This window comes from Rhizomicrobium electricum (assembly GCF_011762045.1).
GTDB lineage: Bacteria > Pseudomonadota > Alphaproteobacteria > Micropepsales > Micropepsaceae > Rhizomicrobium > Rhizomicrobium electricum.
Genome location: NZ_JAASQS010000002.1, coordinates 168,363 through 191,316, shown reverse-complemented (window position 1 = coordinate 191,316; position 22,954 = coordinate 168,363). Strand labels below are relative to the sequence as shown.

At 62.9% G+C, this 22,954-nt stretch carries 19 protein-coding genes; 8 read left to right on the top strand and 11 right to left on the bottom strand.

The genetic code is table 11. The annotated features are described in order from the left end of the window. The first annotated feature begins 80 nt into the window (after positions 1 to 80). Entirely contained in the window at positions 81 to 953 is an 873-nt protein-coding gene (locus tag FHS84_RS03765; protein WP_166930548.1) for a PEP-CTERM sorting domain-containing protein, read from the top strand. A 51-nt stretch (positions 954 to 1,004) separates the two neighbouring features. Here FHS84_RS03765 and panC read toward each other — a convergent pair whose 3' ends face one another. Further along, on the bottom strand, positions 1,005 to 1,856 hold the full coding sequence (gene panC / locus FHS84_RS03760) for a pantoate--beta-alanine ligase (protein WP_166930546.1): 852 nt from the start codon (positions 1,854 to 1,856) through the stop codon (positions 1,005 to 1,007). 68 nt (positions 1,857 to 1,924) lie between these two features. Between panC and putA the strand changes: the two genes are divergently transcribed. Further along, positions 1,925 to 5,038, top strand: coding sequence for a bifunctional proline dehydrogenase/L-glutamate gamma-semialdehyde dehydrogenase PutA (putA, locus tag FHS84_RS03755; RefSeq protein WP_166930544.1), 3,114 nt, complete (start codon positions 1,925 to 1,927; stop codon positions 5,036 to 5,038). Positions 5,039 to 5,072: 34 nt separating this feature from the next. Continuing rightward, positions 5,073 to 5,450, top strand: a complete 378-nt coding sequence (locus tag FHS84_RS03750; protein ID WP_166930543.1) for a DUF6165 family protein — start codon at positions 5,073 to 5,075, stop codon at positions 5,448 to 5,450. Here FHS84_RS03750 and FHS84_RS21740 read toward each other — a convergent pair. From FHS84_RS21740 to FHS84_RS03730, 4 genes are all read right to left on the bottom strand, one after another. Next, on the bottom strand, positions 5,444 to 5,644 hold the full coding sequence (locus FHS84_RS21740; protein WP_166930541.1) for a helix-turn-helix domain-containing protein: 201 nt from the start codon (positions 5,642 to 5,644) through the stop codon (positions 5,444 to 5,446). The genes FHS84_RS03750 and FHS84_RS21740 overlap by 7 nt on opposite strands. Then, positions 5,641 to 6,066: a hypothetical protein gene (locus FHS84_RS21735; RefSeq protein WP_166930539.1), complete on the bottom strand. Its 426-nt coding sequence runs from the start codon at positions 6,064 to 6,066 to the stop codon at positions 5,641 to 5,643. Before FHS84_RS21735 ends, FHS84_RS21740 begins: the two co-directional genes overlap by 4 nt. A gap of 38 nt (positions 6,067 to 6,104) precedes the next feature. Continuing rightward, on the bottom strand, positions 6,105 to 6,887 hold the full coding sequence (locus FHS84_RS03735; protein WP_166930537.1) for a CPBP family intramembrane glutamic endopeptidase: 783 nt from the start codon (positions 6,885 to 6,887) through the stop codon (positions 6,105 to 6,107). A 93-nt stretch (positions 6,888 to 6,980) separates the two neighbouring features. Beyond that, positions 6,981 to 8,606, bottom strand: a complete 1,626-nt coding sequence (locus FHS84_RS03730; RefSeq protein WP_166930534.1) for a D-alanyl-D-alanine carboxypeptidase — start codon at positions 8,604 to 8,606, stop codon at positions 6,981 to 6,983. Between the two features lie 456 nt (positions 8,607 to 9,062). Here FHS84_RS03730 and clpS point away from each other — a divergent pair, with 456 nt between their 5' ends. Beyond that, positions 9,063 to 9,407, top strand: coding sequence for an ATP-dependent Clp protease adapter ClpS (gene clpS, locus FHS84_RS03725; protein WP_166930532.1), 345 nt, complete (start codon positions 9,063 to 9,065; stop codon positions 9,405 to 9,407). 3 nt (positions 9,408 to 9,410) lie between these two features. Continuing rightward, positions 9,411 to 11,729 carry an ATP-dependent Clp protease ATP-binding subunit ClpA gene (gene clpA, locus FHS84_RS03720; protein WP_166930530.1) on the top strand — a complete coding sequence of 773 codons (2,319 nt, stop codon included), beginning with the start codon at positions 9,411 to 9,413 and terminating at the stop codon, positions 11,727 to 11,729. Positions 11,730 to 11,788: 59 nt separating this feature from the next. On the opposite strand, the gene FHS84_RS03715 is transcribed toward clpA, so the two are convergent. The 6 genes from FHS84_RS03715 to FHS84_RS03690 all read right to left on the bottom strand — a co-directional run bounded on the left by FHS84_RS03715 (position 11,789) and on the right by FHS84_RS03690 (position 17,694). Further along, positions 11,789 to 12,253: a DUF559 domain-containing protein gene (locus tag FHS84_RS03715; RefSeq protein WP_208393682.1), complete on the bottom strand. Its 465-nt coding sequence runs from the start codon at positions 12,251 to 12,253 to the stop codon at positions 11,789 to 11,791. A gap of 100 nt (positions 12,254 to 12,353) precedes the next feature. Then, positions 12,354 to 12,992 (bottom strand): hypothetical protein, encoded by a 639-nt coding sequence (locus FHS84_RS03710; protein ID WP_166930528.1) that lies wholly within the window; start codon positions 12,990 to 12,992, stop codon positions 12,354 to 12,356. A gap of 816 nt (positions 12,993 to 13,808) precedes the next feature. Then, positions 13,809 to 15,470, bottom strand: a complete 1,662-nt coding sequence (locus FHS84_RS03705) for a S41 family peptidase (RefSeq protein ID WP_166930526.1) — start codon at positions 15,468 to 15,470, stop codon at positions 13,809 to 13,811. Between the two features lie 116 nt (positions 15,471 to 15,586). Next, the gene (locus FHS84_RS03700) at positions 15,587 to 16,003 is read right to left on the bottom strand and encodes an HIT family protein (RefSeq protein ID WP_166930524.1); all 417 of its coding nucleotides are present in this window, start codon (positions 16,001 to 16,003) and stop codon (positions 15,587 to 15,589) included. A gap of 63 nt (positions 16,004 to 16,066) precedes the next feature. Further along, positions 16,067 to 17,230 (bottom strand): GNAT family N-acetyltransferase, encoded by a 1,164-nt coding sequence (locus FHS84_RS03695; protein ID WP_166930522.1) that lies wholly within the window; start codon positions 17,228 to 17,230, stop codon positions 16,067 to 16,069. Then, positions 17,227 to 17,694, bottom strand: a complete 468-nt coding sequence (locus tag FHS84_RS03690) for a RidA family protein (protein WP_166930520.1) — start codon at positions 17,692 to 17,694, stop codon at positions 17,227 to 17,229. The genes FHS84_RS03695 and FHS84_RS03690 overlap by 4 nt, the downstream gene beginning before the upstream one ends. Before the next feature lie 94 nt (positions 17,695 to 17,788). On the opposite strand from FHS84_RS03690, the gene FHS84_RS03685 reads away from it, so the two are divergent. From FHS84_RS03685 to FHS84_RS03675, 3 genes are all read left to right on the top strand, one after another. Further along, on the top strand, positions 17,789 to 18,835 hold the full coding sequence (locus FHS84_RS03685) for an agmatine deiminase family protein (protein ID WP_166930518.1): 1,047 nt from the start codon (positions 17,789 to 17,791) through the stop codon (positions 18,833 to 18,835). Continuing rightward, the gene (aguB, locus tag FHS84_RS03680) at positions 18,832 to 19,695 is read left to right on the top strand and encodes an N-carbamoylputrescine amidase (RefSeq protein ID WP_166930516.1); all 864 of its coding nucleotides are present in this window, start codon (positions 18,832 to 18,834) and stop codon (positions 19,693 to 19,695) included. The genes FHS84_RS03685 and aguB overlap by 4 nt, the downstream gene beginning before the upstream one ends. 939 nt (positions 19,696 to 20,634) lie before the next feature. Then, entirely contained in the window at positions 20,635 to 22,833 is a 2,199-nt protein-coding gene (locus FHS84_RS03675; RefSeq protein WP_166930514.1) for a hypothetical protein, read from the top strand. Positions 22,834 to 22,954: the final 121 nt, after the last annotated feature.

The window sequence follows — 22,954 nt, the reverse complement described above, 5'->3', positions numbered from 1 at the left end:
TCCGTGACCTGCGTCTGAGGTGGGCGTTGTGGGCGAGGTGCGCTCGACGGCCTGCATCGCAGTTGATCTGGAGAGGCACAATGAAAAAGGTACTGTTTGCGACCGCCGCATTGGTTGTGGTGTGTATGGCCGCCCAAGCCGCGCCGGTCGTGATCGAGGATGGATTCGTCAAGGCAGGCGTCAACGATAACGGCACCCTCGGCTCCGGAGGTAACAATCCTCCCGGTATCCTATACGACAAGACCGGCACGGGGTCCTACGGCATCAACGATTTCCTGACGCCGGGCACGCCGTTCGAAGGCTTCTATATCAAGTCGTCCAGCGGCGGCTGGGGCGCCAACAACACCGGCGGCTCGAGCTTCAATACCGTCGCTCCCACGACGGGATCGAGCAAGACTGCGTCGTGGACCAGCACCAGCACGGACGGCGCTCTGACGGTGACGAACACCTACACGCTGACGACCTTGTCGGGCCGTTCGGTGATCGCCGTCGATACCAGCATCACCAACAACGCCACGTTTGCGCTGGGCGGTCTCGAATTCCTGCGCACGCTCGATCCGGATCCGGATGTGAACGCCTACGGCGTTTATGACACCGCCAATGCGATCCTGTCGGGCGATGCCTGCGGCACGGGTCTGCACTCGGGCCAGACGATCTGCATCGGTACCGAGTCGAGCGACAGCCACAAGGTCGGCATCAGCCGCGATTGGAGCACCGATCCCGACGTCTATCTCGCTGGCGTCAACGACGGTGCCTTCGGCGACTATGCGATCGGCATTGCGTTCGCGCTGGGCGATCTGGCGGCCGGCGGCCAGAAGACCATCAGTTATTACTATGCACTCGGCGCCGATCGCGGTACGGCTTCCGGCGGCGATGTTCCCGAGCCGCTGACGCTCGGCCTGTTTGGCGCCGGCCTGTTCGGTCTGTGGCGTTCGCGTCGCAAGACCGCCTGACGGTACCGATTAGGAGGGGGGAAGACGGCGCCTTTTGGGCGCCGTTTTCTTTTACACCGCCATGTTGTCGATGAGCCGGGTCCGGCCGACCGTTGCGGCGGTCAGAAGGCGGGCGGGGCGGTCGAGGCTCGACAGCGGCTCCAGCGTTTCGGCGTCGCGCACCGTGAGATAATCGACTTTGTTGAAACCGGCGGCGAGCAGCGCTTGCTTGCCGGCTTCTTCGATCTCGGCGATGGGCCTGCCGTCGTGCAGGTCGGCGATCAGGCTTTGCAGCACGACATTGAGCTGGCCGGCGATTTTGCGCTCGTCGTCCGACAGATAGGCATTGCGCGAGGACATCGCGAGCCCGTCGCGTTCGCGGATGATGGGGGCGCCCAGGATCTGCACCCCGAGGCCGAGGTCCGCCACCAGCCGGCGAATGACCAGCAGTTGCTGATAGTCCTTCTCGCCGAACATCGCGACGTCGGGCATCGCGGCCAGCAGCAGCTTCGAGACCACGGTGGCGACGCCGGCAAAGAAGTGCGGCCGGGAGTCCGATTCGAGACCGAGCGCAGGTCCGCCGACGTCGAGCTTGGTGGCAAAACCGGGCGGATACATTTCTCCGACGGAAGGCGCGAAGACGAGGTCGGTCTCGCCGGTGGCGCCGAGCTTCTCGGCATCGGCCATCAGCGCGCGCGGATAGCGGTCGAAATCTTCGTTCGGCGCGAACTGGGTCGGGTTTACGAAAATGCTGACCACCACCACGTCAACGTGCTTCTGAATTTCACGCACCAGCGAAAGATGACCCGCATGGAGGGCGCCCATGGTGGGAACCAGTCCGATCTTGGACTCATCCTGCCGTAGGGCGGTGATGCGGTGACGGAGTTCGGCGACGGTGGTGACGATCTGTGGAACGTTGCTCATGCTGCAACATTAGCCGCTGAGCCAACTCCACGCTAGAATGGCCGCGACACAATAACGCGAAGCTCCTCATGGCCGACTCAACTCGTCAAGCCATCGCCGATGCGTACTTCGCCGATGAAGATCACATTTCCGTTCAACGGATTGCCGCCGCACAGCGCGATCCGCAGGAAGATAACGCTATCAGCATCCTCGCGCGTGATCTCGCTGGTCGCATTCGCAGCGAGGGCGCACGCCGGGGTGGTGTTGACGCTCTGACGCAGGAATACGCGCTGTCGACCGAGGAAGGCGTCGCGCTGATGTGTCTCGCCGAGGCGTTGCTGCGCGTGCCCGACAACGAGACCGCCGATCTCTTGATCCGGGACAAGATCGCGCCCGGCGACTGGGAAAGCCATCTCGGCAAATCGGACTCGCTATTCGTCAATGCGTCGACCTGGGGCCTGATGCTGACCGGCCGTGTGGTGCGCATGGGACTCGCACCCGAATGGAACCTCCAGGGCGCCATCAAGAAAATCATTTCGCGCTCCGGCGAGCCGGTGATCCGCCAGGCGATCGGCACCGCGATGCGGATGATGGGCGGGCAGTTTGTGCTCGGCCGCACCATGCGCGAAGCGATCCGCAACGCGCGCGAATGGCGGGAGAAGGGCTATCGCTATTCCTTCGACATGCTGGGCGAGGCCGCGTACACCCAAGCGGACGCCGAACGGCACCTGAAACACTATCGCGACGCCATCGCCGACATTGCCGAAAACTACAAGGACGACGACGCCCCCATCCATGGCCGTCCGTCGATTTCGGTCAAGCTGTCGGCGGTGCACCCGCGCTACGAATGGATCAAGCGCGCGCGTGTGTTCGACGAACTCGTCCCGGTTCTGACGGATCTCGCGATCCGCGCGCGTCGTGTCAACATCGGTCTCACCGTTGATGCCGAAGAGGCCGACCGTCACGAACTGATGCTCGATGTCTTCGCGGCGCTGCTGGAAAATCCGGAGCTGAAGGGCTGGAACGGCCTCGGGCTGGCGGTACAGGCTTATCAGAAGCGCGGTCTTCCGACGATCCACTGGCTGATCGAAATGGCCCGCCGTCACGGCGTGCGCATTCCGGTGCGGCTGGTCAAAGGCGCCTATTGGGATACGGAGATCAAGCGCGCCCAGGAAGCGGGCCTCGTCGATTATCCGGTGTTCACCCGCAAGGCGGCGACCGATACGTCGTATATCGCCTGCACGAATGCCATCTTCGCGGCGCCGGATGCGATCTACGGCATGTTCGCCACCCACAACGCCCATACGCTGGCCGCGGTGGATGTGCTGGGAGCCGGCCGCGATTTCGAATTCCAGCGTCTGCACGGCATGGGCGAAGCGCTGCACGAGCATTATCACGCGATCAAGAATCCCGGCGTTCCGACCCGCATCTACGCGCCGGTCGGCAGTCACGAAGATCTGCTGGCGTATCTTGTGCGGAGGCTGCTTGAGAACGGCGCCAACTCCTCGTTCGTCAATCGTATGGCCGACGCGGAAGCCTCGCTCGATACGCTGGTCGCCGATCCGGTCGCGGCGCTTGCCGAGATGACGCCCAAGCGCAATCCGCGCATTCCGCTGCCGCGCGACATGCTCGGCAACCGCGTCAACTCGCAAGGACTGTTGTGGAGCGACCCGCCGCGCGCCGAACCGCTTTTGGCGGAGATGAAGAAATCGCTGGAGCGTTTGCCGCTGGCGGCTCCTATCATCGGCGGCAGGGAGAAGGCCGACCTTCCGGCGCCGGTGACCGATCCTTCGGATCGCACGCGTGTGATCGGGCAGGTGGCCCTGGCTGGCCCGGCCGAAGCCAAGGAAGCGCTCGATCTCGCCTACAAGGCACAAGGCGACTGGGATCGTTTGGGCGGCGACGGCCGTGCCAAAATTCTCGAGCACGCTGCCGATCTGTTCGAGCAGAACCGGGCCTCCCTGATGGCGCTGATCGTGCGCGAAGGCGGCAAGACGCTACCCACCGCGATCTCCGAACTGCGCGAGGCGGTCGATTTCCTGCGCTACTACGCCTCCGAAGCGCGGAAAAACTTCGCGCCGCAAGCGATGCCCGGTCCGACCGGCGAATCCAACGAACTGACGCTGCACGGCAAAGGCGTGTTCGCCTGCATCTCGCCGTGGAATTTCCCGCTGGCGATTTTCACGGGGCAGGTCGCGGGCGCGCTCGCTGCGGGCAATGCGGTGCTGGCCAAGCCTGCCGCGCCGACGCCGCTGATCGCCGCGGCCGCCGTTCGTCTGCTGCATCAAGCGGGGGTGCCGGTCGACGTGCTGCATCTGTTGCCCGGCTCGGGATCGAAGATCGGGGCCGCCATTTTCCCCGACCCGCGGCTCGCCGGCATCGTGCTGACCGGCTCGACCGAAGCCGCCACCGTCATCAACCGCGCACTTGCCGCCCGCGACGGGCCCATCGCGACGGTGATTGCCGAGACCGGCGGCCAGAACGCCATGATCGTCGACTCCACGGCGCTGCCGGAACAGGTTGCGCGCGATGCCGTGACCTCCGCCTTCGACAGTGCCGGTCAGCGTTGCTCGGCCTTGCGCGTCTTGTTCCTTCAGGATGACGTCGCCGACAAGATGCTGGACATGGTGCTGGGCGCCGCCGACGAGCTGCGCCTCGGCGATCCCTTCGACCTCGCCACCGACGTCGGCCCGGTCATCAACGAGTCCGCCCGCGAAACCCTCGAACAGCATGCCGAGAAAATGACCCGGCAGGCCAAGCTGCTGAAGAAGCTGCCGCTCCGCCCCGAGCACAAGAACGGCGTTTTCTTCCCGCCGCATGTCTTCGCGATCGAGTCCATTTCCGTTCTCGAACGCGAGGTGTTCGGACCGATCCTGCATGTGGTGCGCTATTCCGCCGGTCATCTCGACAAGGTCTGCGAGGCGATCAACGCCACCGGCTACGGCCTGACGCTGGGCATCCATACCCGCATCGAGTCCACCGCGGCGTTCATCCGCGACCGCGTCAAGGTCGGCAACGTTTACGTCAACCGCAATCAGATCGGGGCGGTGGTGGGCGTGCAGCCGTTCGGCGGCGAGGGTTTGTCGGGAACGGGGCCCAAGGCGGGCGGGCCGCATTATCTGCAACGCATGGCGCTGGAACGCACCTTTACGGTGAACACCACGGCCTCCGGCGGCAATGCGGCGCTGTTGAGTTCGAGCTGAAGCATGGGATAGTGCGGCCGGGAAAGGCCGTACCATGCTGATCGAGACTGCGCCGGGAGAAGTGATCGACCGGGTGACCATTCTGGAACTGAAGCTCGAGAAGATCGCAGATCCTGCGAAGCTCGGCCCGGTGCGGCTGGAACACGAAAAGCTCAGCGCGGCGCTCGCGGCCGCAGCGCCGATACCGGGGCTTGTGCCGTTGCGGGCGGCCTTGAAGGCGGTCAACGCCGAGCTGTGGCAGGTGGAAGACGACCTTCGCGATCTTGAGCGGGTCGGGGATTTCGGCCCGCGCTTCATCGAGCTGGCGCGTTCGGTCTATCGCCACAACGACCGGCGCTGCGCCCTGAAGCAGCAGATAAACGACGCCGCGGGCAGCGCCCTCACCGAAGTGAAATCCTACGCGCCTTACTGATCGCCTTCGTCTTCGAAAACGTCTTCCACTTTGAGACCGAACAGACGGCCGATGCGGAAGGCCAGCGGCAGCGACGGATCGAACTTGCCGGTCTCGATGGCGTTGACGCTCTGGCGCGCGACGCCGAGACGTTCGGCAAGATCGGCTTGGCTCCAGCCGCGTTCGGCCCGCAGGACGCGCAATCGGTTTTTCACAGCGCACCGTTCCGGAATTTGCCGACGAAGCGGAATACCGCATAGCCGATCAATTGCAGCAACAACACGCTGAGGACGCCGTTGACGAAGTACTCCTCCGGTGTCGGGTGGACGAACGGCAACAAGCCGTTGATGTCGAACAGGTGCCATGTCACCGCGATCACCAGCGGCACGATTGCGCCCAGCGCCGTCATCGATCCCCAGAACCACGCCGTCTTGTGCTGGTGAATGATGACCTCATCGGCGTTGCGATAGCACGTCAGCGTCAGGCCGACACAGCAGACCGTCAGCACGGAAAGGGCGATGGCCTTCGGGATGGACGGTCCATGAGGCGGGACCAGCACGATGACGACGAGACCGAGCGCCATCACGCCCATGGCCGCAATCTGACGCCCCCAAAAGCCTGCTTTGGAATACCGCATGGCAGAGTTCCTTTCTGACAACAGGGCCGACGGCCGGTTCAAGGATAAAAGGCGGGCAGGAAAAAGCCGAGTGCGAATGACACCGCATTGATCACGGCGTGCGCGGCATAGGACGGTCGCAGTGAGCCCGTGCGGGCGACCCACCATGCCAACAGGATGCCGATCCCGAAAATCTCGACAGTGCCGAACCAGCCCGAGAAGCCGCCGCGGGCGACATACAGTCCGTGGACCGCTGCGAACACCGCCGCACTGACGAGGATCGCCGGCCACAGCGGCATTACGCGCCGCAGCCATCCGAACAGATAGCCGCGGAACAGCACTTCTTCGAAGAACGGAACGATGACGCTCAGGCAGACGATTCCAACGGCGAGTTGAATCCAGCTTTTGGGATTGATCGCCTGTTCCGTCACCGAAATCGGCAAGGAGATGCCGAGCCCGAGCTTGAGACCGTTTTCGATGGTGAATTCGATCACCATCACGGCGATGCCACTCAGCGCAGCCCACATCAGCACACGGCCCGGAACGGCCGGCAGGTAAGCGGCGAAGGAATTCGGATGGATGCGTTTGGTGTAGCGCCACAGGACCGAGAGAGCGACCACCGCGGCCACCGTGGTGGAGGTGACCACGAACGTGAAATCGCCGGGCAGGATCTCCACGATCTGTTGGGGCGTGAGGTGACCGTTCTTGCGCATCACCACAAAGGCGGCCGCGAGAATGGCGAGGCCCGCCACGGCGTCGGCGGCAATCCAGGTCAGGAAGGCCGAGACGGTGTCGCGCAGGCGGATTTGCGGTTTTGCTTCGAGGCGGCCCAGATCGCTCATGTCTGTCGTGTACCCTTGTCCAAATGTCAAGCAAACATGACATAAGTGGGCGCACGTGTCAAGCGTGCTTGACACACCTCCAAAATCGGAGGGTTAGCGGCTGGAAATCGCGGCGAAGCAGGTCTGGCCGCGTTCCGTAAGGCGGGCGCAGATCTGGCGGGCTTCCCGTTCGGCGAAGGGGCCGAAACGGGCGCGGTACAGGGTGTGACCGTCGACCGACTGGAACGGCACCACGATGCGCTGAGCCTGTCCGAGCACGTCCATGGCCTTTTCCGCGTAGGCGGCGAGCTGGGCGCGGGCGAGGTTCAGATCGGCGAAGGCGCCGATCTGGATGGTCCAGTCGTGCAGGCCGAGGGTCTGGCGCAGCGAGCCGCTGTCGCCGACATCGCCTTCGCCCAGAATCACCGGGCGCATGGCGGGCTTGGGAGCGGCGCTGGCGACCTGAGTCCGCGGCGCGGCCGACGGAATCGGCGAGGGATTGGGGCGCGGGGCTGGCGGCAGCATCGCCACCGTGGACGGGCGCTGCGTCGTGGTCGGGATCGTCCGCGGCTGGCTCGGTGCCGGCGTCGGAATGGGTGCTTTCGGCAGCGCCAGAGCCGCAACCACTGGCGACTTGCCCTGCGGTTTCGGCAGTGAAGGCGGCGGCGGCGTCGGACGCGTGTCGTCGATCTCTTCGGCGTCGGCGCGACGTTCGGCAGTGTCTTCGTCGTCGCCTTCGGACGGCCCACCCGGCAACGCGATATACGAGCCGGAATTGGCGAGCGCCGGATTGGGCGCAGTGTTGAGCGCCACCTGCCACGGCACCTGGGCTCGGGCCACCAGCTTGTTGTCGTTCCGGGCGGCGTTGAAGGCGAGGTCGAGCAGCCGCATCATCTCGCGATCGCGCTTGACCGCCGTGCGTCCGCCCATGACCACACCGATGATGTGGGCGTTGTCGCGCACGACGCTCGAAACCAGGTTGAAGCCCGAGGCGCCGGTATAGCCGGTCTTGATGCCGTCGGCGCCGCGATAGCGTCCGATCAGGTTGTCGTGGGTGGGATATTCCACGCCGCGGAAGCTGAACGAGGGCGTCGCGAAATAGTGATAATACTGCGGGAAATCGTAGGCGAGGTGGCGCGCCAGAACGCTGAGATCCTCCGCCGTGGTGATCTGCAGATCGTCGGGCAGGCCGGACGCGTTATGGTAGAACGTGTTGCGCATGCCGAGCGCCCGCGCCTTGGCGGTCATCAGTTCGGCGAAATGGCCTTCGGTGCCGCCGAGATATTCGGCAACCGCCGCGGCGACGTCGTTGGCCGAGCGGATCACCAGCGCCTTGATGGCGATGTCCACGGTGATCTGGTCGCCGTTGCGCAGATGCAGGTTGGTCGGCTTCTGCGCGGCAGCGTGCGCGGAAATCGGGATCGTGGTGTTGAGGTTCACCTGTCCGCGCTTCATCGCGTCGAACAGGAGATACAGCGTCATCATCTTGGTCAGGGACGCCGGATGACGCTCCTGCAGATGATTGCGGGCGTAGAGGACCTTGCCGGTCGTGCCGTCGATGATGAGGGCGGCATCTTTCGAGGGATCGGTCGGGCTCGACGCGACCGCGCGACCGGAATGGCGCACCACCTTGTGGCGGCGCGCATCGGCCGGTGTCGCGAAGGCGATGGCCAAGGAGGTCAGCAGTGCCAGGACTCCGACGAGCCCGACACGCCTCCGGCACCGCAATGGTTCAGTCATGCACTCAGCCCCAAGCACTCGTGGGTCCCTCGCTTATCACAATAGGACCAAATAGTTGCGACTTCTGCAAGTCAAGTTCGGGATTTCAGCATTTGCTTCCCGGCCCTTAACGCGAATTTCTCAAATGGGGCGTGTGTGGCGAATGGAAGCTCTTGGGGCATCCGCCGGCCACATCGGCCCGGAGCGATTCTGCGTTGCACAACATGGGTATTGCGATGCACAATGAGTCGCTAAGCACTGCTTCGCGGCCAGGGCCGCCGGCGGCTGGTGCCTCAGGGAAAACGTGTATGTGCTTTGCCGCTATTGCCGGACGGGCAGCCGCGCGTTTTGATGGGCAGCAGCGGCAACATCGCTGCGGAACGGATTTAAATCCCCGAAACGTAAACCCTGGCGCTTAAGACCAGTTGCGAAATCGCTGGTTAATCCCTTTATAATATTCGGCAGCAAGAGCGGCTCATGAGAGACGGACGCGACGACAATCAGGACGGCAACGGCAACGGCACGGGACCAGGGACCGGCGTCGTTACCAAAACGCGGCCGAAAACCAAGAAGCCGTCGCTCTACAAGGTTCTGCTGCTCAACGACGACTACACGCCGATGGAGTTCGTCGTTCACATTCTGGAACGCATTTTTAACAAGAACCGGGAAGAGGCGGTCCAGATCATGCTGCACGTTCATCGGCATGGCGTCGGTGTTTGCGGCGTCTTCACGTTCGAGGTGGCCGAAACAAAAGTCGCGCAGGTGATTGAATTCGCCCGCCGCCACGAGCATCCTTTGCAGTGCACGATGGAAAAGGAATAGCCATTGCCGTCATTGTCCCGCAGTCTCGAACAGGCACTACACCGCGCGATCAAGCTCGCCTCCGACCGGCATCACGAATACGCAACCCTTGAACATCTCCTGCTTGCGCTGACCGACGATTCCGATGCGGCGCAGGTGATGAAGGCGTGCAATGTCGATGTCGAGGCGCTGCGCCAATCGCTGCTGCGCTATATCGACGACGAGCTGCTCACGCTGGTGATCGAGGACGGCGAGGATGCCAAGCCGACCACCGGCTTCCAGCGCGTCGTGCAGCGTGCGGTTCTTCATGTGCAGAATTCCGGCCGCGAAGAGGTGACGGGCGCGAACGTGCTGGTCGCCTTGTTCACCGAGCGCGAGAGCCACGCCGTCTACTTCCTGCAAGAGCAGAACATGACGCGGCTCGATGCGGTGAGCTACATCAGCCACGGCATCGCCAAGCGCCCCGGCATGAGCCAGCAGAAGAACGTGCGCGGCAACGAGGAAGAGGAAGAGACCGACCGTCCGTCGCAGAAGGGCGGCGGCGCGCTCGAGAACTATTGCGTCAATCTCAACGACAAGGCGCGCCAGGGCCGCATCGATCCGTTGATCGGCCGCGATGCCGAAGTCGAACGCACCATCCAGATTCTTTGCCGCCGTCAGAAGAACAATCCGCTCTATGTCGGCGATCCCGGCGTCGGCAAGACCGCCATCGCCGAAGGCCTGGCGCGCAAGATCGTCAAAGGCGAGGTGCCCGAAGTCCTTCGTCCGTGTACGATCTATGCCCTCGACATGGGCGCGCTGATCGCCGGCACGCGCTATCGCGGCGATTTCGAGGAACGGCTCAAGTCGGTCGTCAAGGAACTCGAAGGCCTTGCAGGTGCGATCCTGTTCATCGACGAAATCCACACCGTGATCGGTGCCGGCGCAACGAGCGGCGGCGCCATGGACGCGTCGAACCTCTTGAAGCCCGCACTGCAGGCCGGATCGCTGCGCTGCATCGGTTCCACGACCTATAAGGAATACCGCCAGTATTTCGAAAAGGATCGCGCGCTGGTCCGCCGCTTCCAGAAGATCGACGTCGCCGAGCCGACCGTTCCGGACACGATCAAGATTCTGAAGGGCCTCAAGCCGTATTTCGAGGAGTATCACAAGGTCCGCTATACCGCCGATGCGATCAAGGCGGCGGTGGAGTTGGCGGCGAAATACATCAACGACCGCAAGCTGCCCGACAAGGCCATCGACGTGATCGACGAAGTCGGCGCCTCTCAGATGCTGCTGCCCGAGCACAAGCGCAAGAAGCAGATCGGCGTCAAAGAGGTGGAAGAGGTTATCGCCAAGATGGCGCGCATTCCTCCCAAGTCGGTGTCGAAGACCGATGCCGAGGCGCTGCGCAGCCTGGAAGACGATCTCAAGCGCGTCGTGTTCGGTCAGGACAAGGCGATTGCCGCGCTGTCGAGCGCGATCAAGCTGGCGCGTGCCGGTTTGCGTTCGCCGGATAAGCCGATCGGCTGTTATCTGTTCTCCGGTCCTACCGGCGTCGGCAAGACCGAAGTCGCCAAGCAGCTCGCGTCGATCCTCGGCGTGGAACTCTTGCGCTTCGACATGTCGGAATACATGGAGCGTCACACCGTCAGCCGGTTGATCGGCGCGCCGCCGGGTTATGTCGGTTTCGACCAGGGCGGCCTCTTGACCGATGGCGTCGACCAGCATCCGCATTGCGTGCTGTTGCTCGACGAAATCGAGAAGGCGCATCAGGACCTGTTCAACATCCTGTTGCAGGTGATGGATCACGGCAAGCTCACCGACCATAACGGCAAGAAGATCGACTTCCGCAACGTTGTCCTCATCATGACCACCAACGCGGGCGCGTCGGATGCCGCCAAGGAGGCCATCGGTTTCGGCCGCGGCAAGCGCGAAGGCGAGGACGAAGAGGCGATCAAGAAGCTGTTTACGCCGGAATTCCGCAACCGTCTCGACGCGACCATCGCGTTTGCGGCGCTCGGCCGCCAGACCATCGACCGTGTGGTCGAGAAGTTCGTGCTCGAACTCGAAGCCCAGTTGATCGACCGTGACGTGACCTTCGATCTCACGCCGGAAGCGACCCGCTGGCTCGGCGAGAAGGGCTACGACGATGCCTTCGGCGCCCGGCCGCTGGCGCGCGTCATCCAGGACAACATCAAGAAGCCGCTGGCCGACGAGATTCTGTTCGGCAAGCTGCAGAATGGCGGCACCGTCCGCGTGCTCCTGGATCGCGATGCCGACAAGCTGGTGTTCGAGTTCATCACCGACGACGCCAAGCCGAAACAGCTTCCGCCGCCGGAAAAGAGCGAAGAGAACGTGTAGCCCTCTGCCCCGCGGGTGCTTATCTGCCCCCGCGGGCGCAAAATTCTCGTCACCTGCACTCAGACCGTGGGGGAGCGGGTAGCGACAGCGTAGACCCGCGCGTAAGCAGGGGTAGGGGGCTCGTTCTCCCTCCGCTGTGAGCGCTCGCGCCGAACCGGAGGCGGCTCCATCGTGCCCTGCAGAATCCGCGCAATTCCGTCGAGCACAACGTCGAGCCGCTTGTAGACATCCTCGTTGGTCACCCGGAATACGCGCCAGCCAAGCGTTCGCATATACGCGTCGCGTCGCTGATCGTGCCGGATCTCTTCATCGGATCCATGCGTCTCGCCATCGACTTCGACAATAAGCTTGGCCGCGCTGCAGGCGAAATCCGCGATGTACGGTCCGATGGGATGTTGCTTGCGGAAGCGGAACCCGCCTTGTTCGCCACGGCGTAATCGTGACCACAAGATGATTTCGGCATGAGTCAATTGCTTGCGCATTGCGCGCGCATGGCCCAGCGATTTCGGTTGGCAATACGCCACGGCCGGCCCCCTTCGGCGCTTCGCGCCACTTCCCCCACTTCGCGTTTTCTGGCGCGCTACCGCGCGCCGCAAACGCTCGCGGGGGCAGAGGATAACGTCATCATCCGCCTCGCGCGACTGCTCTCCATCCCGCGAAGACGATCCCAGAGATCAGTCCGAACTCACCGGTCCGCGTTACGGCATCTGCCGGTATGGCGTGGGCGGTCCAGGCGGAAAGCACGCCGAGAGCGTGCGCCAGCGGCGCCTGGGAGAGGTGGAACACGGCCATGGTGACGTGATCGAGGAAATCGCCCAGCACGGCAAGAACCGCCGCCACGATATCGAACGCGCGCTGGTCGACCGAGAAGAAGCGGGTCATCACGATATCGTTCACCGCGAACCCGAAATCCTTTCCCCACAAATGTCCGAGTGCGAGGATATAGCCGTTGCAAAGCGCGATCACGGCCAGGAAGCCGCCGCACAGCATCACCGCCCGCCAATCCTCGCGCGGCAGCGTGGCGGTGAACAGCAGGCGCAGGGCCATGATCGCCAGAACCAGCACCGCGGCGGCTTGCAGTAAGCCGATGCAGATCAGTCCGTAAAGGCTCAGCACCAGGACGGAGAGTTTACCCGGCAGGAGATAGACGAGGGCGCCAATGACGGCCGCGAACGCGACGGCTTCGAGCAGCGCCATGACAAGCGCCAGCCCCCCATCAGCCGCACGGCGCACCGCGCTTTGCTCCAACTGATCGTACGCCACGGCTGCCCCCTTCGGCGCGTCCCCAGTTCGCAGAACTTAGCAGAGAACGCCACATTTCTCTGCCCCCGCGGGCGCAAAACTTTTTCGACCAGCACATGGACCGTTGGGAAACCCGCCGTAAGGCGGAAGGGGTTCCCTTGGGGTGGTGTCAACGCCGAGCGCGGGGGCAGAGCTTAGCAATGTGTGCTCCCCTTTTCTGCTCTCCGCGGGCGCGCCGTTTCGGCTCGCACCACCTTTTCTGCCCCCCGCGGGCGCGACGCTCATGCCATCGGCATTCAGACCGCGGAGGGAAGTCCGGCAAAGCCGGGAAGGAGGGCTCATCTCGTAGAATAATCCGTCTACGGATTATCGCCCACGACTAACCTTAATACCTCTCCCGCGACTGGTTCCGAACACCCGCGCACATGGACGGAAGATAACTCAGGCAGACGCTGGCTTCGCGTTGCACATCGCTCGCGCCCGCAAAATCCGTTCATGTTGCGATTGCGAGTACTTGCAAACAAAGCAGCGTTTGTCGCACCCCTTGAAAGTTCTCCTTCCGTTCCCCACATGTCATTCGTGTTTTTTGACAACGGGAGTGGCTGGCAAACCAACGGCGGAAGGAAGTCGCGCGGACCTCTGTATCCGCCAAGAGCGCGAAAGACATAGCGAGGGTTCGGTGTCTCAACTCGGGCGCACCATATGCCCTTCGAGGAAAGCAGACTGTGACCGGTCATGTGCCGCTTGAGTGCGGTCCATGTCGGCGCCCTAGCTTTTGCCTCCATCCCTACCGCGTGCGGGCCCTTCAAGACGTTGAAGGGCCCGTTTTATTATGGGTTAGCGGGACGCTTTGATGATCGCGACCGCTTTTTCCAGCACCGGATCGCGACCCTGCCGGATATCCGCGATGGTCGGTTTCACCGTCACGTCCGGCGCAATGCCGACGCCTTCGAAGATGCGGCCGTCGCCGAACGAGTCATCCTTGGCGCAGATGAACGCCATGCCGCCGCCGGGCAGCTTGAACAGCAAAGGATTGCCGGTCGAACCGCCACTGGTTTCGCCGACCAGCTTGCCGCGTCCGGAAGAGACATACGCCACCAGGAAATCCTCAGCCGCGGAGTAGGTTCGTCCGCTCACCAGCACGACGACAGGCTTGGCATAGTGCAGGTTCGGATCGGGCGTGAAGGTCGGCGCCGTCCCGCGCACCCAGCCGATCGGCCGGTTCCAGGAGCGGTACGTCGCCCTGTAGTCGACGCCGCGCCAGCGCGATCCGAGATAGGGCTTGTCGGCCAAGGCGCGGGCGAGGGCATCGGCGTAATCGCTATTGCCGCCGCCGTTCTGGCGGATGTCGATGATGAGACCCTTGGCGGCGGAGGCGGCTGCGAAGTTTTCCTTCAGCGTCTTGATGCCCGCATCGTCCATGAACCAATTGACTTCGAGATAGGCGACGTCGCCCGGCAGGATCTTGAACGAGGCCGTGCGCTCGATCTTGGGCAGGAAGCCGAACGGGCCGTCATTGTGCTTGCGCGGCAGGTCGACAGTGACCGTCTTGCCTTGCGCATCCTTGAGCACCACCTGGGCCGGTTTATCGACCGGTCCGCGCAGAAGCTGGAAGCCGTATTGCCAGACATCGCGATCCTGTTGGGTGTATCCGGAGATATTCGGAGCGACCTTCGTTTTGGCGTACTCGAGCGCCGGCTCGCCATCGATGCGTACGATCTCCGAACCGACGCGGACTCCCTTCGCCGTCAGGGCGGGATCGGAAACGCCGGTGACGATGATCTTGCCTTCGATCAGGCGGGTGTCGACGGCCGTGACGCCGTTCATGCGGTCCTGCAGTTCGGTGGGCGGCAGCACGCGCGAGTGCCCGTCCTTGAGCTGCCCCATGAAGCGCGTCAGCGCACGGTAATAGTCTTCGGTGGTTTTGGCGGCGCGCGCGTCGGCCAGTGCCGCGACATAGGCGACGTCCCAATCGAGGTCGGGGATGCGGTCGAAGAACGGGAAGTTGAAGCGCGCTTCGGCCCAGATCTTGGACACCCCCGCTGCCTTCTCCTCATCGCTCAGCACCGGCTTGTACGGTGTGGCGATGGCCGGGCTGTCCTGCCAGAGGCGGTTTCTCTGTTCCAGCTTGGTCTGCAGCGCCTTGAAGGCCGGTCGATCGCGCAGTGCGGTGAAGGCGGCATCCTTGGCGAGGTCATTGGCTTTGACCATGGCCCCAAGCGCGACGGCCTGGGTCAGCGTGGCCATCGCCTTATCCGCATCGCCCAACTTCGCCAGATAACGCGCATGCTCGAGCTGAGCGTCCGGCCAGCCGGTCACACCGGTGACGAGATGGTCGCTCTCCAGCTTGCCGATGGCTTCGGCCGCCCCGCGATAATCCTCTTTCGCCGCCAGAGCCTTTGCGGTGTCCGTTGCGGCGTCGAGGCGCTGCGTGACCGGATCAGCCCATGCGGCCGCGGTCACGGCGCAGACCGAGGCGAACGTCAATAACCATTTCATGGCAACCCCATATGCAAACTATCCCGACCATAGATGCGGGCATACGGGGTGTCTGGATATGTACTGTCTGCATGGGAGGCATCCCTTGCGGCAGCCTCTGCAAACTAGCGAACCGCCTAAAGCGCCGCCCGGATCTTCTCGGCGAGCGGCTCCAGCTCCGCCGCCGGGACCATGTTGCGCTCGTGGAATTCGAGATCGATGCCGGCGTGGCGCGGAATGATGTGCATGTGGATGTGGAAAACGCTCTGGCCGGCTGGCCGCCCGTTGAGCTGGACCAGCATGATGCCCGGCGCCCCGGTGGCCTTCTTGACGGCGGCAGCGATCTTCTGCGCCGTTTGGATCAGTGCGGCGGCACCTTCGGGCGACAGCTCGAAGATGTTCTCGGCCTCTTCCTTCGGCACCACCAGCGTGTGGCCCTCGGCCTGGGGCATGACGTCCATGAAGGCGAAGGTCTTGTCGTCTTCATAGATCTTCACGCACGGAATCTCGCCGCGCAGGATCTTCGCGAAGATATTGGAGCGATCGTAGGGCATGGTTCCTCGCGGACGGATTTCGACTCCCTTTTTAGCAACCGCTAGGGGCTAGGTGAATGGGTTTTATCCCTTCTTGAACGGCGATGCGGCGGATAAGTCTTCGATGTCCTCGGCAATCGCGTCACGCTCGGCCTTAAGGTAGTTCGCCACGGCCGTGCGCAGGCCCGGATGGGCGATGAAGTGCGCGGAGTAGGTGGGCACAGGGTTGTAGCCCCGGAGCAGCTTGTGTTCGCCCTGCGCGCCGGCTTCGACTTTGGCAAGGCCCTTGGCGATGGCGAAGTCGATGGCCTGGTAATAGCAAGCCTCGAAGTGCAGGAAGGGCACGTACTCGGTGCAGCCCCAGTTGCGTCCGTAAAGCACGCCTTCGCCGAACAGATTCAGCGCGCCGGCGATGTACTTTTTGCCCCGCCGCGCCAGGATCAGCAAGACCTGGTCTGCCATGTCTTGACCGATGCGGCTGAAGAATTCACGCGTCAGATAGGGATGTCCCCATTTGCGCCCGCCCGTGTCCATATAGAACTCGAAGAACGCATCCCAATGCGCCTCGGTGATGTCGGAGCCGGTGAGCCAATCAAACGCGATGCCTTCGGCCTGGATCGCCGCGCGCTCCTTGCGCAGGTTCTTGCGCTTAGAGGAAGACAGCTCCGCCAGGAACGTATCGAAGCTGTCGTAGCCTTGGTTCAGCCAATGGAACTGGCGATCGGTACGGAGCAGATAGCCCATCGCCTCCGCCGCACGCCATTCCTCCTCGATCGGGAAGGTGATGTGCAGCGACGAGCAATCGAGATGCTCTACCGCCGCTGCCCCGGCACTTAGCAGCGCGTTACGTGTTGCCGTTTCATCGGCACCGTTGGCGATCAGCATTCGACGGCCGGTCACGGGCGTGAACGGCACCGCGGATTGCAGCTTGGGGTAATAGCGCCCGCCGATGCGTTCCAGCGCATCGGCCCAGGCGTGATCGAAGACGTATTCGCCTTGGGAGTGCCGCTTGACGTACAGCGGCATCAAACCCTCGATGCGGCCATGCCGTTCGACGGCGAGATGGACCGGCCGCCAGCCGGTGCGCGGCACGGCGGACTTGGACTCTTCCAAGGCGACGAAGAATTCGTAGCGGGTGAAGGGATGGGGATCGGGGCGGCCGGATGGATTGGCGCAAGCATTCCACGCCGTCGCGCCGATATCGGCGGCACGACCGGATAGACGCGCGGTGACCCCGTCCTCCGTCACGCGATCTCGAACACGGCTTCCACCTCGACCGAGACGTTCCTGGGCAGCGAGCCTGACCCGACGGCGGCACGGGCGTGCTTGCCGGCATCGCCGAACACTTCGACCATCAGGTCGGAGGCGCCATTGGCGATCTCCGGGTGCTGGGTGAAGCCGGGCACGGCATTGACGAATACCGACAATTTTACGCAGCGTGTCACCCGGTCGAGGTCGCCGTCACAGGCCGCCTTGGCCTGGGCGAGGAGGTTGATGGCGCACAGCCGTGCGGCGGCCTTGCCGTCTTCGACCGAGAGGTCCTGGCCGACGATGCCGACGTATTTGAGCCCGTCAGCGGCGGCGGGGATCTGCCCCGAAACGAACACCAGGTTTCCCGTTTTCACGGTGGGCACATAACTCGCCACCGGCGCCGGCGGCGCGGGCAGGCTGATCCCCAAATCCTTCAATCGTGTCTCGATGCGGCCTGTCATACCAATCCTCGTGCGGGGGGCGGATCCCGAAAGGTGGAACTTAACGTGTTTCAAGTCCTTTCTTCAAAGGGTTTCGGCGCGCTATAGAGGAATCATGAGCCGGACGCGCGACGCCGAGATACCGGGCCCATCCGAGGGTTTGGCGATGACCCCCGATTGGGCGGAGCATGTGCGTACGTGGATGTGCTGGCCTTGCCGCTCGGAAACCTGGGGTTCCGACGAGGCCATGCTCAACGCCAAACAGGTGGCGGCGCGCATTGCCCGAGCGATATCCACCTTCGAGCCCGTGGTCATGGCCGCGAGGCACGAGGATGTTCCCGCCGCCAAGCTCGCCACCGCCGGCAAGGTGCATCTGTTCGAGACGCCGCTCGACGACTCGTGGGCGCGCGACACCGGACCGACATTCCTCGTCGGTTCCCATGGCCGGCGGGGCGCCGTGCAGTGGCAGTTCAATGCTTGGGGCGAGAAATACCGGCCTTATGCCGACGATGCCGATCTGGCGACGCGGATCGCGGAGTATGCCGAGATCGAGGTCCAGGAAGCGCCGCTCATCTGCGAGGGCGGAGCGATCCATACCGACGGCGAAGGCACGCTGATTACCACCGAACAGTGCCTGCTCAATCCCAACCGCAATCCGCATCTCGGCAAGGAGGAGGTCGAGTTCCTCCTCAAGCGCTATGCCGGTATCGAGAAGGTGATCTGGCTCGGCAGCGGGTTCTCCGATGACGAAACCGACGGCCATGTCGACAATATCGCCTGTTTCGCCGCGCCGGGACGCGTCATCGTCGGTGTCCCCTCGTCGTCCTCGCTGCCCGATGCGCCGCCGGTGAAAGAGGCGATCCGCCGGTTGCAGCACGAGCGCGATGCGCGGGGACGCGCCATAGAAGTTGTAGAGCTGCCGCAGCCGCGCCGTGTGCGTTTTGACTGGCGCGGACGCATTCTGCAAACAAGTTATGTCAACTTTTATCTGGCCAACGGCGGCATCGTCATGCCGTCGTTCGACGATCCCAACGACGACAAAGCCGAGGCCGTGTTAGCAGCTTGTTTCCCAGGCCGCGACGTTTTGCAGGTAGAAGTGCTCGATTTGCTGCAAGGTGGCGGTGGAATCCATTGCATTTCTCTGGGAGAACCGGCGGCATGAGAACCGTCCATTTCGCCGCCACGCAGTTCGCTTGTTCTTGGGACATCCGGGCCAATATCGAAAAAGCAAAGTATCTGGTTGTGGAGGCCATCGAACTGGGCGCGCAGGTCGTGCTGCTCCAGGAACTGTTCCAGACTCCGTATTTCTGCCAGGACCAGTCGCCGGACCATTTCAAGCTGGCGGCGCCGATGGAAGGCAATCCGTTGCTCGCGGAAATGAGTACCCTGGCGAAAGAGCTGAAGGTGGTCTTGCCGGTGAGCTTCTTCGAGCGCGCCGGTCACGCCTATTTCAATTCCCTTGCCATGATCGATGCCGACGGGCGCGTGCTCGGCCTCTATCGCAAGACGCATATTCCGGCCGGGCCCGGCTACCAGGAGAAGTATTACTTCACGCCGGGCGACACGGGCTTCCGCGTCTTCAAGACGGCCTACGGAACATTCGGCGCCGGGATCTGCTGGGACCAGTGGTTTCCCGAGTGCGCGCGCAGCATGGCGCTGATGGGCGCCGAAGCGATCTTCTTTCCGACTGCCATCGGGTCCGAGCCGCCGCCGGCGCCGCCGTTCGACAGCTGCGATGCCTGGCGCCGCGTGATGCAAGGCCATGCCGCCGCCAACGGCGTGCCGGTTATCGCCTCGAACCGTGTCGGCGCCGAGAAAGGCGAGGCAGGCGAACTGACGTTCTACGGCTCGTCGTTCATCACGGATGCGCACGGCGCCTTGGCGGCGGAAATGGATCGCACAGCGGAGGGCGTTATCACGGCATCCTTCGATCTCGACGAACTGGCCACCGCGCGCGCGTCCTGGGGCCTTTACCGCGACCGCCGGCCGGAGATGTATGGTGCACTGACAAGGCACGGGTGAAAGACTTCATCTTTCGGGAGTACCGCCCCCACCCAGAAAATCGCTCGCAGAGTTCGTCGGATTTTCCTTCGGCGCTTTTCCTGCTCGCGATTTTCCGACCTCCCCACAAGGGGGAGGTAATAAAAAACGGGCCCTTCAACGTCTTGAAGGGCCCGCACGCGGTAGGGATGGAGGCAAAAGCTAGGGCGCCGACGTGTACCGCAGTCAAGCGGCACACGACCGGTCACAGTCTGCTTTCCTCGAAGGGCATATGGTGCGCCCGAGTTGAGACACCGAACCCTCGCTATGTCTTTCGCGCTCTTGGCGGATATAGAGGTCCGCGCGACTTCCTTCCGCCGTTGGTTTGCCAGCCACTCCTGTTGTCAAAAAACACGAATGACATGTGGGGAACGGAAGGGGAACTTTCAAGGGGCTGCGACAAACGCTGCTTTGTTTGCAAGTACTCGCAATCGCATCGGGGCCGCATGTTGCAGCGATAACGACATGCACTGCTAAGCACGGATTTTGCGTTAGCTGCCGTCCATGTGCGCGAGCGGTGCGAGATAGTCAGAACGAGTTGCGGCTCCGGGACTGACAATGTGGTCTACGTGCAAACACAAGGTGGTCTGCGTGCAAACACAAGCGCAAAAAAATTGGAGGCCGCACATTCCCAGAGTGCGGCCTCCAACTTCTTTCGGTCGGTTCCTATAGCGTTTCATTGCTATAGATTTCTCGCCGATCGATGGAGAGATATTACCACCGAAATCGAGGCGGCCCCGATCACATCTCCGGCTACGGGTGTAAATTGCTGCGCACGAAGCAATAGCTTACGCGGCTGCCGCGTTCCCAAAATTAACTGAAACTAATGAGCCGGAGACTAGCCGCCGCGTCGGGAGTGGGGCGAAATGCTTTCCACGTATCGCGGGCCAAGTCGTGCGCGCTTCCCGAAGCAGGTCATGGATGAGAAACCTCAAGCAGTGCTCCGTGTGGGTGATAATGGCGGCCGCTACAGTGGCTGCGAACGGCGCCGATAACGAGACTTCGTCGCGGCACCTCTCCACGACGATGGCTCTGACAGGGCTTACCGCGGTTCAGATGCAGTCGGCGGGGCCAGTGGTCCTCGATCGCGATGCACCCGAAGGCCCACCCGACGGCCGCACATTCCTTTACATGACGGCCGATAAGATCAAGGCAAACGGCTGGAATCCGCTGGTCGCGGACGGCGGCTTCCTGATTCCGCCGCGCGGGCAGACGCAGTGTTCGCCCGGTTGCATGGTCGGCGTTCCACAGAACCGCGCGCTTTCCCCCTTGCATTTTGGGTGGACGCCGTCGAGTTCGCCATCCGAAACCGCCCGCGCATTTCAGAACGCCATATCCGCCGCCATCCGGAATGGGCTCAACACGTTCTGTCCGCCTTCGCAGACCCCGTATGTCATCGACAAGCCGCTCTACATACCGAGTGCGGATTACGGCAAGTCCGCCCTTCAGGGCACATCGTACACGTTCTACAGCGATGGTTTCCCAAACCCCGCGATCTGGGCCGGGGCGAGGCAGGCCTGCCGAATTGTAAATAGCGCCGGCGGCACGGTGCTCGTCGACGGCGTCATGTACGGGACTTCGCCGAGCGGCGGCTGGGACATCAGGGGGATCTCGTTCGAGGGAAACACGACCCCGCAAATTTGGTCCGGCGTGACCTTCTCAAAAACGTCTCCGGCCGAGCTCACCTTTCCCGGTGGGGCGCCCGCGAACGGAACGCCTGTCACGTTTTCGGCGGACGGCAAGATGCCGGCCCCGCTGCTTGCGACGACCGTCTATTACGTTGTGAACGCGGCAGGCAATACGGCCAATATCTCGCGGTATCCCGGCGGCGTGACCTATCCCGGTCCAAAGCCCGCACTACTCCAGCTTACGGCTCCGGGAGGGGGTGCGTTCACCGTCCGTTGGGGGAAGCCGATCGTTCAAAGCAACGAATTCAGCGGCTGGAGAACGATGTCGGAGGTGTACGTCGTACAAAACGGCACCGGCGACGGCGTGCTGCTGGGCAATGCCGGAGGTGCAACACTCCGCGACTTCAATATCGGCGGCAAAGGCGGCTCCGCCGTCGGATCGATCAGGTCCGGAACCGGCCTTGTCGTGGGCTCGACAAACAATATCGGGCTTCTGCAACTGGAACACGGGTCCATTCGAGGATTCTATACCGGTGCGGCGATCGGCGACGGAACGGGCGCTCCCGATGGCTGGAAGATCGACGGCGTCGAATTCGCCAACGCCAATGTCGGGCTCAGCGTCCGGGCCAAAGTCAACAATCTCGACGTCCGGCCTTATTTCGAGAATGTCGATACGACCGGGATCGTCAACTGCGGAAACAGCACCCATATCCACGACGGTAAATTTTCGATCGACGCCGTGGTCTACATCGACAATACGTGCGCCGCATCCCGTAATGCCGTCATAGAGCGAAACACGTTTTCCAATGTTCGCGGCGCGCTGCATGCCGACACCACGTACGTGGATGTCGGTGCCCCCGGCATGGAGCAGGTAGGCTGCGTTACGGTGCGGGACAACGATATGCTCTATTACGCCGAAGCTTCGGGCTATTCGCTGCGTGGTCTTCGCATTCGCGGCGTGAACCCGTGCATTCACGCTTCGCCGAACTCTTTTACACCGGCGGATTGGACGCTCGGCGGCACCAAACCAAACAAGACGGTCGACGACAGTTCGACCATCAATGGAATTTGGGGATCCAAGACCTACGCCGGTCCCTCGCAATCCGGGAATATCACCGTCTACGGCAACGGAGCCTTTGCGCCGGCCGTTTCGTCGCATCCGCTGACGCAGAACGACGTCAGCAACAAGCCGAGCGGCGGAAGCCTGATTATTCCGCCCGGAACGCATGCCGACATCATCGACTTCGCTCCTACGGCGAATGTGGAAGTACGGCGGATCGTCCCGCCGGACGCGTTGCATCACGTCTACACGTTCAGAGTCGCCAACGAGCGCGCGATATTCTCGCCGAACTCGCCGTGGATGAAATTGAGAGACGGCGCGGCGTTCAGTTGCGCCGCAGGGCACCAGGGCATGATCTCCGGTATCATCATGAATGATCCGAGCGGATATCCGACACAGGTGTTCTATGAAGTGGGGCGGGTCTGCTACTGACCCGCGACGCGCGTAATACAAGCCTGATTTGTGGTGGATGGCGCTGCGTTTGAGCCAAAACGGCGCAGCGTGACGCGCGTGCCGTGGTGCTAGTCTGCGCGGCGGTACCGGTCATTTCCGG

Excerpts from the sequence above, each read along its gene's own strand:
- FHS84_RS03705 (WP_166930526.1), bottom strand. The coding sequence starts at position 15,470 with ATGAAATGGTTATTGACGTTCGCCTCGGTCTGCGCCGTGACCGCGGCC.
- clpS (WP_166930532.1), top strand. The coding sequence starts at position 9,063 with ATGAGAGACGGACGCGACGACAATCAGGACGGCAACGGCAACGGCACG.
- FHS84_RS03685 (WP_166930518.1), top strand. The coding sequence starts at position 17,789 with ATGAGCCGGACGCGCGACGCCGAGATACCGGGCCCATCCGAGGGTTTG.
- putA (WP_166930544.1), top strand. The coding sequence starts at position 1,925 with ATGGCCGACTCAACTCGTCAAGCCATCGCCGATGCGTACTTCGCCGAT.
- FHS84_RS03675 (WP_166930514.1), top strand. The coding sequence starts at position 20,635 with ATGAGAAACCTCAAGCAGTGCTCCGTGTGGGTGATAATGGCGGCCGCT.
- FHS84_RS03690 (WP_166930520.1), bottom strand. The coding sequence starts at position 17,694 with ATGACAGGCCGCATCGAGACACGATTGAAGGATTTGGGGATCAGCCTG.
- FHS84_RS03735 (WP_166930537.1), bottom strand. The coding sequence starts at position 6,887 with ATGAGCGATCTGGGCCGCCTCGAAGCAAAACCGCAAATCCGCCTGCGC.
- aguB (WP_166930516.1), top strand. The coding sequence starts at position 18,832 with ATGAGAACCGTCCATTTCGCCGCCACGCAGTTCGCTTGTTCTTGGGAC.
- FHS84_RS03750 (WP_166930543.1), top strand. The coding sequence starts at position 5,073 with ATGCTGATCGAGACTGCGCCGGGAGAAGTGATCGACCGGGTGACCATT.
- panC (WP_166930546.1), bottom strand. The coding sequence starts at position 1,856 with ATGAGCAACGTTCCACAGATCGTCACCACCGTCGCCGAACTCCGTCAC.
- FHS84_RS03730 (WP_166930534.1), bottom strand. The coding sequence starts at position 8,606 with ATGACTGAACCATTGCGGTGCCGGAGGCGTGTCGGGCTCGTCGGAGTC.
- FHS84_RS03765 (WP_166930548.1), top strand. The coding sequence starts at position 81 with ATGAAAAAGGTACTGTTTGCGACCGCCGCATTGGTTGTGGTGTGTATG.
- FHS84_RS21735 (WP_166930539.1), bottom strand. The coding sequence starts at position 6,066 with ATGCGGTATTCCAAAGCAGGCTTTTGGGGGCGTCAGATTGCGGCCATG.
- FHS84_RS03700 (WP_166930524.1), bottom strand. The coding sequence starts at position 16,003 with ATGCCCTACGATCGCTCCAATATCTTCGCGAAGATCCTGCGCGGCGAG.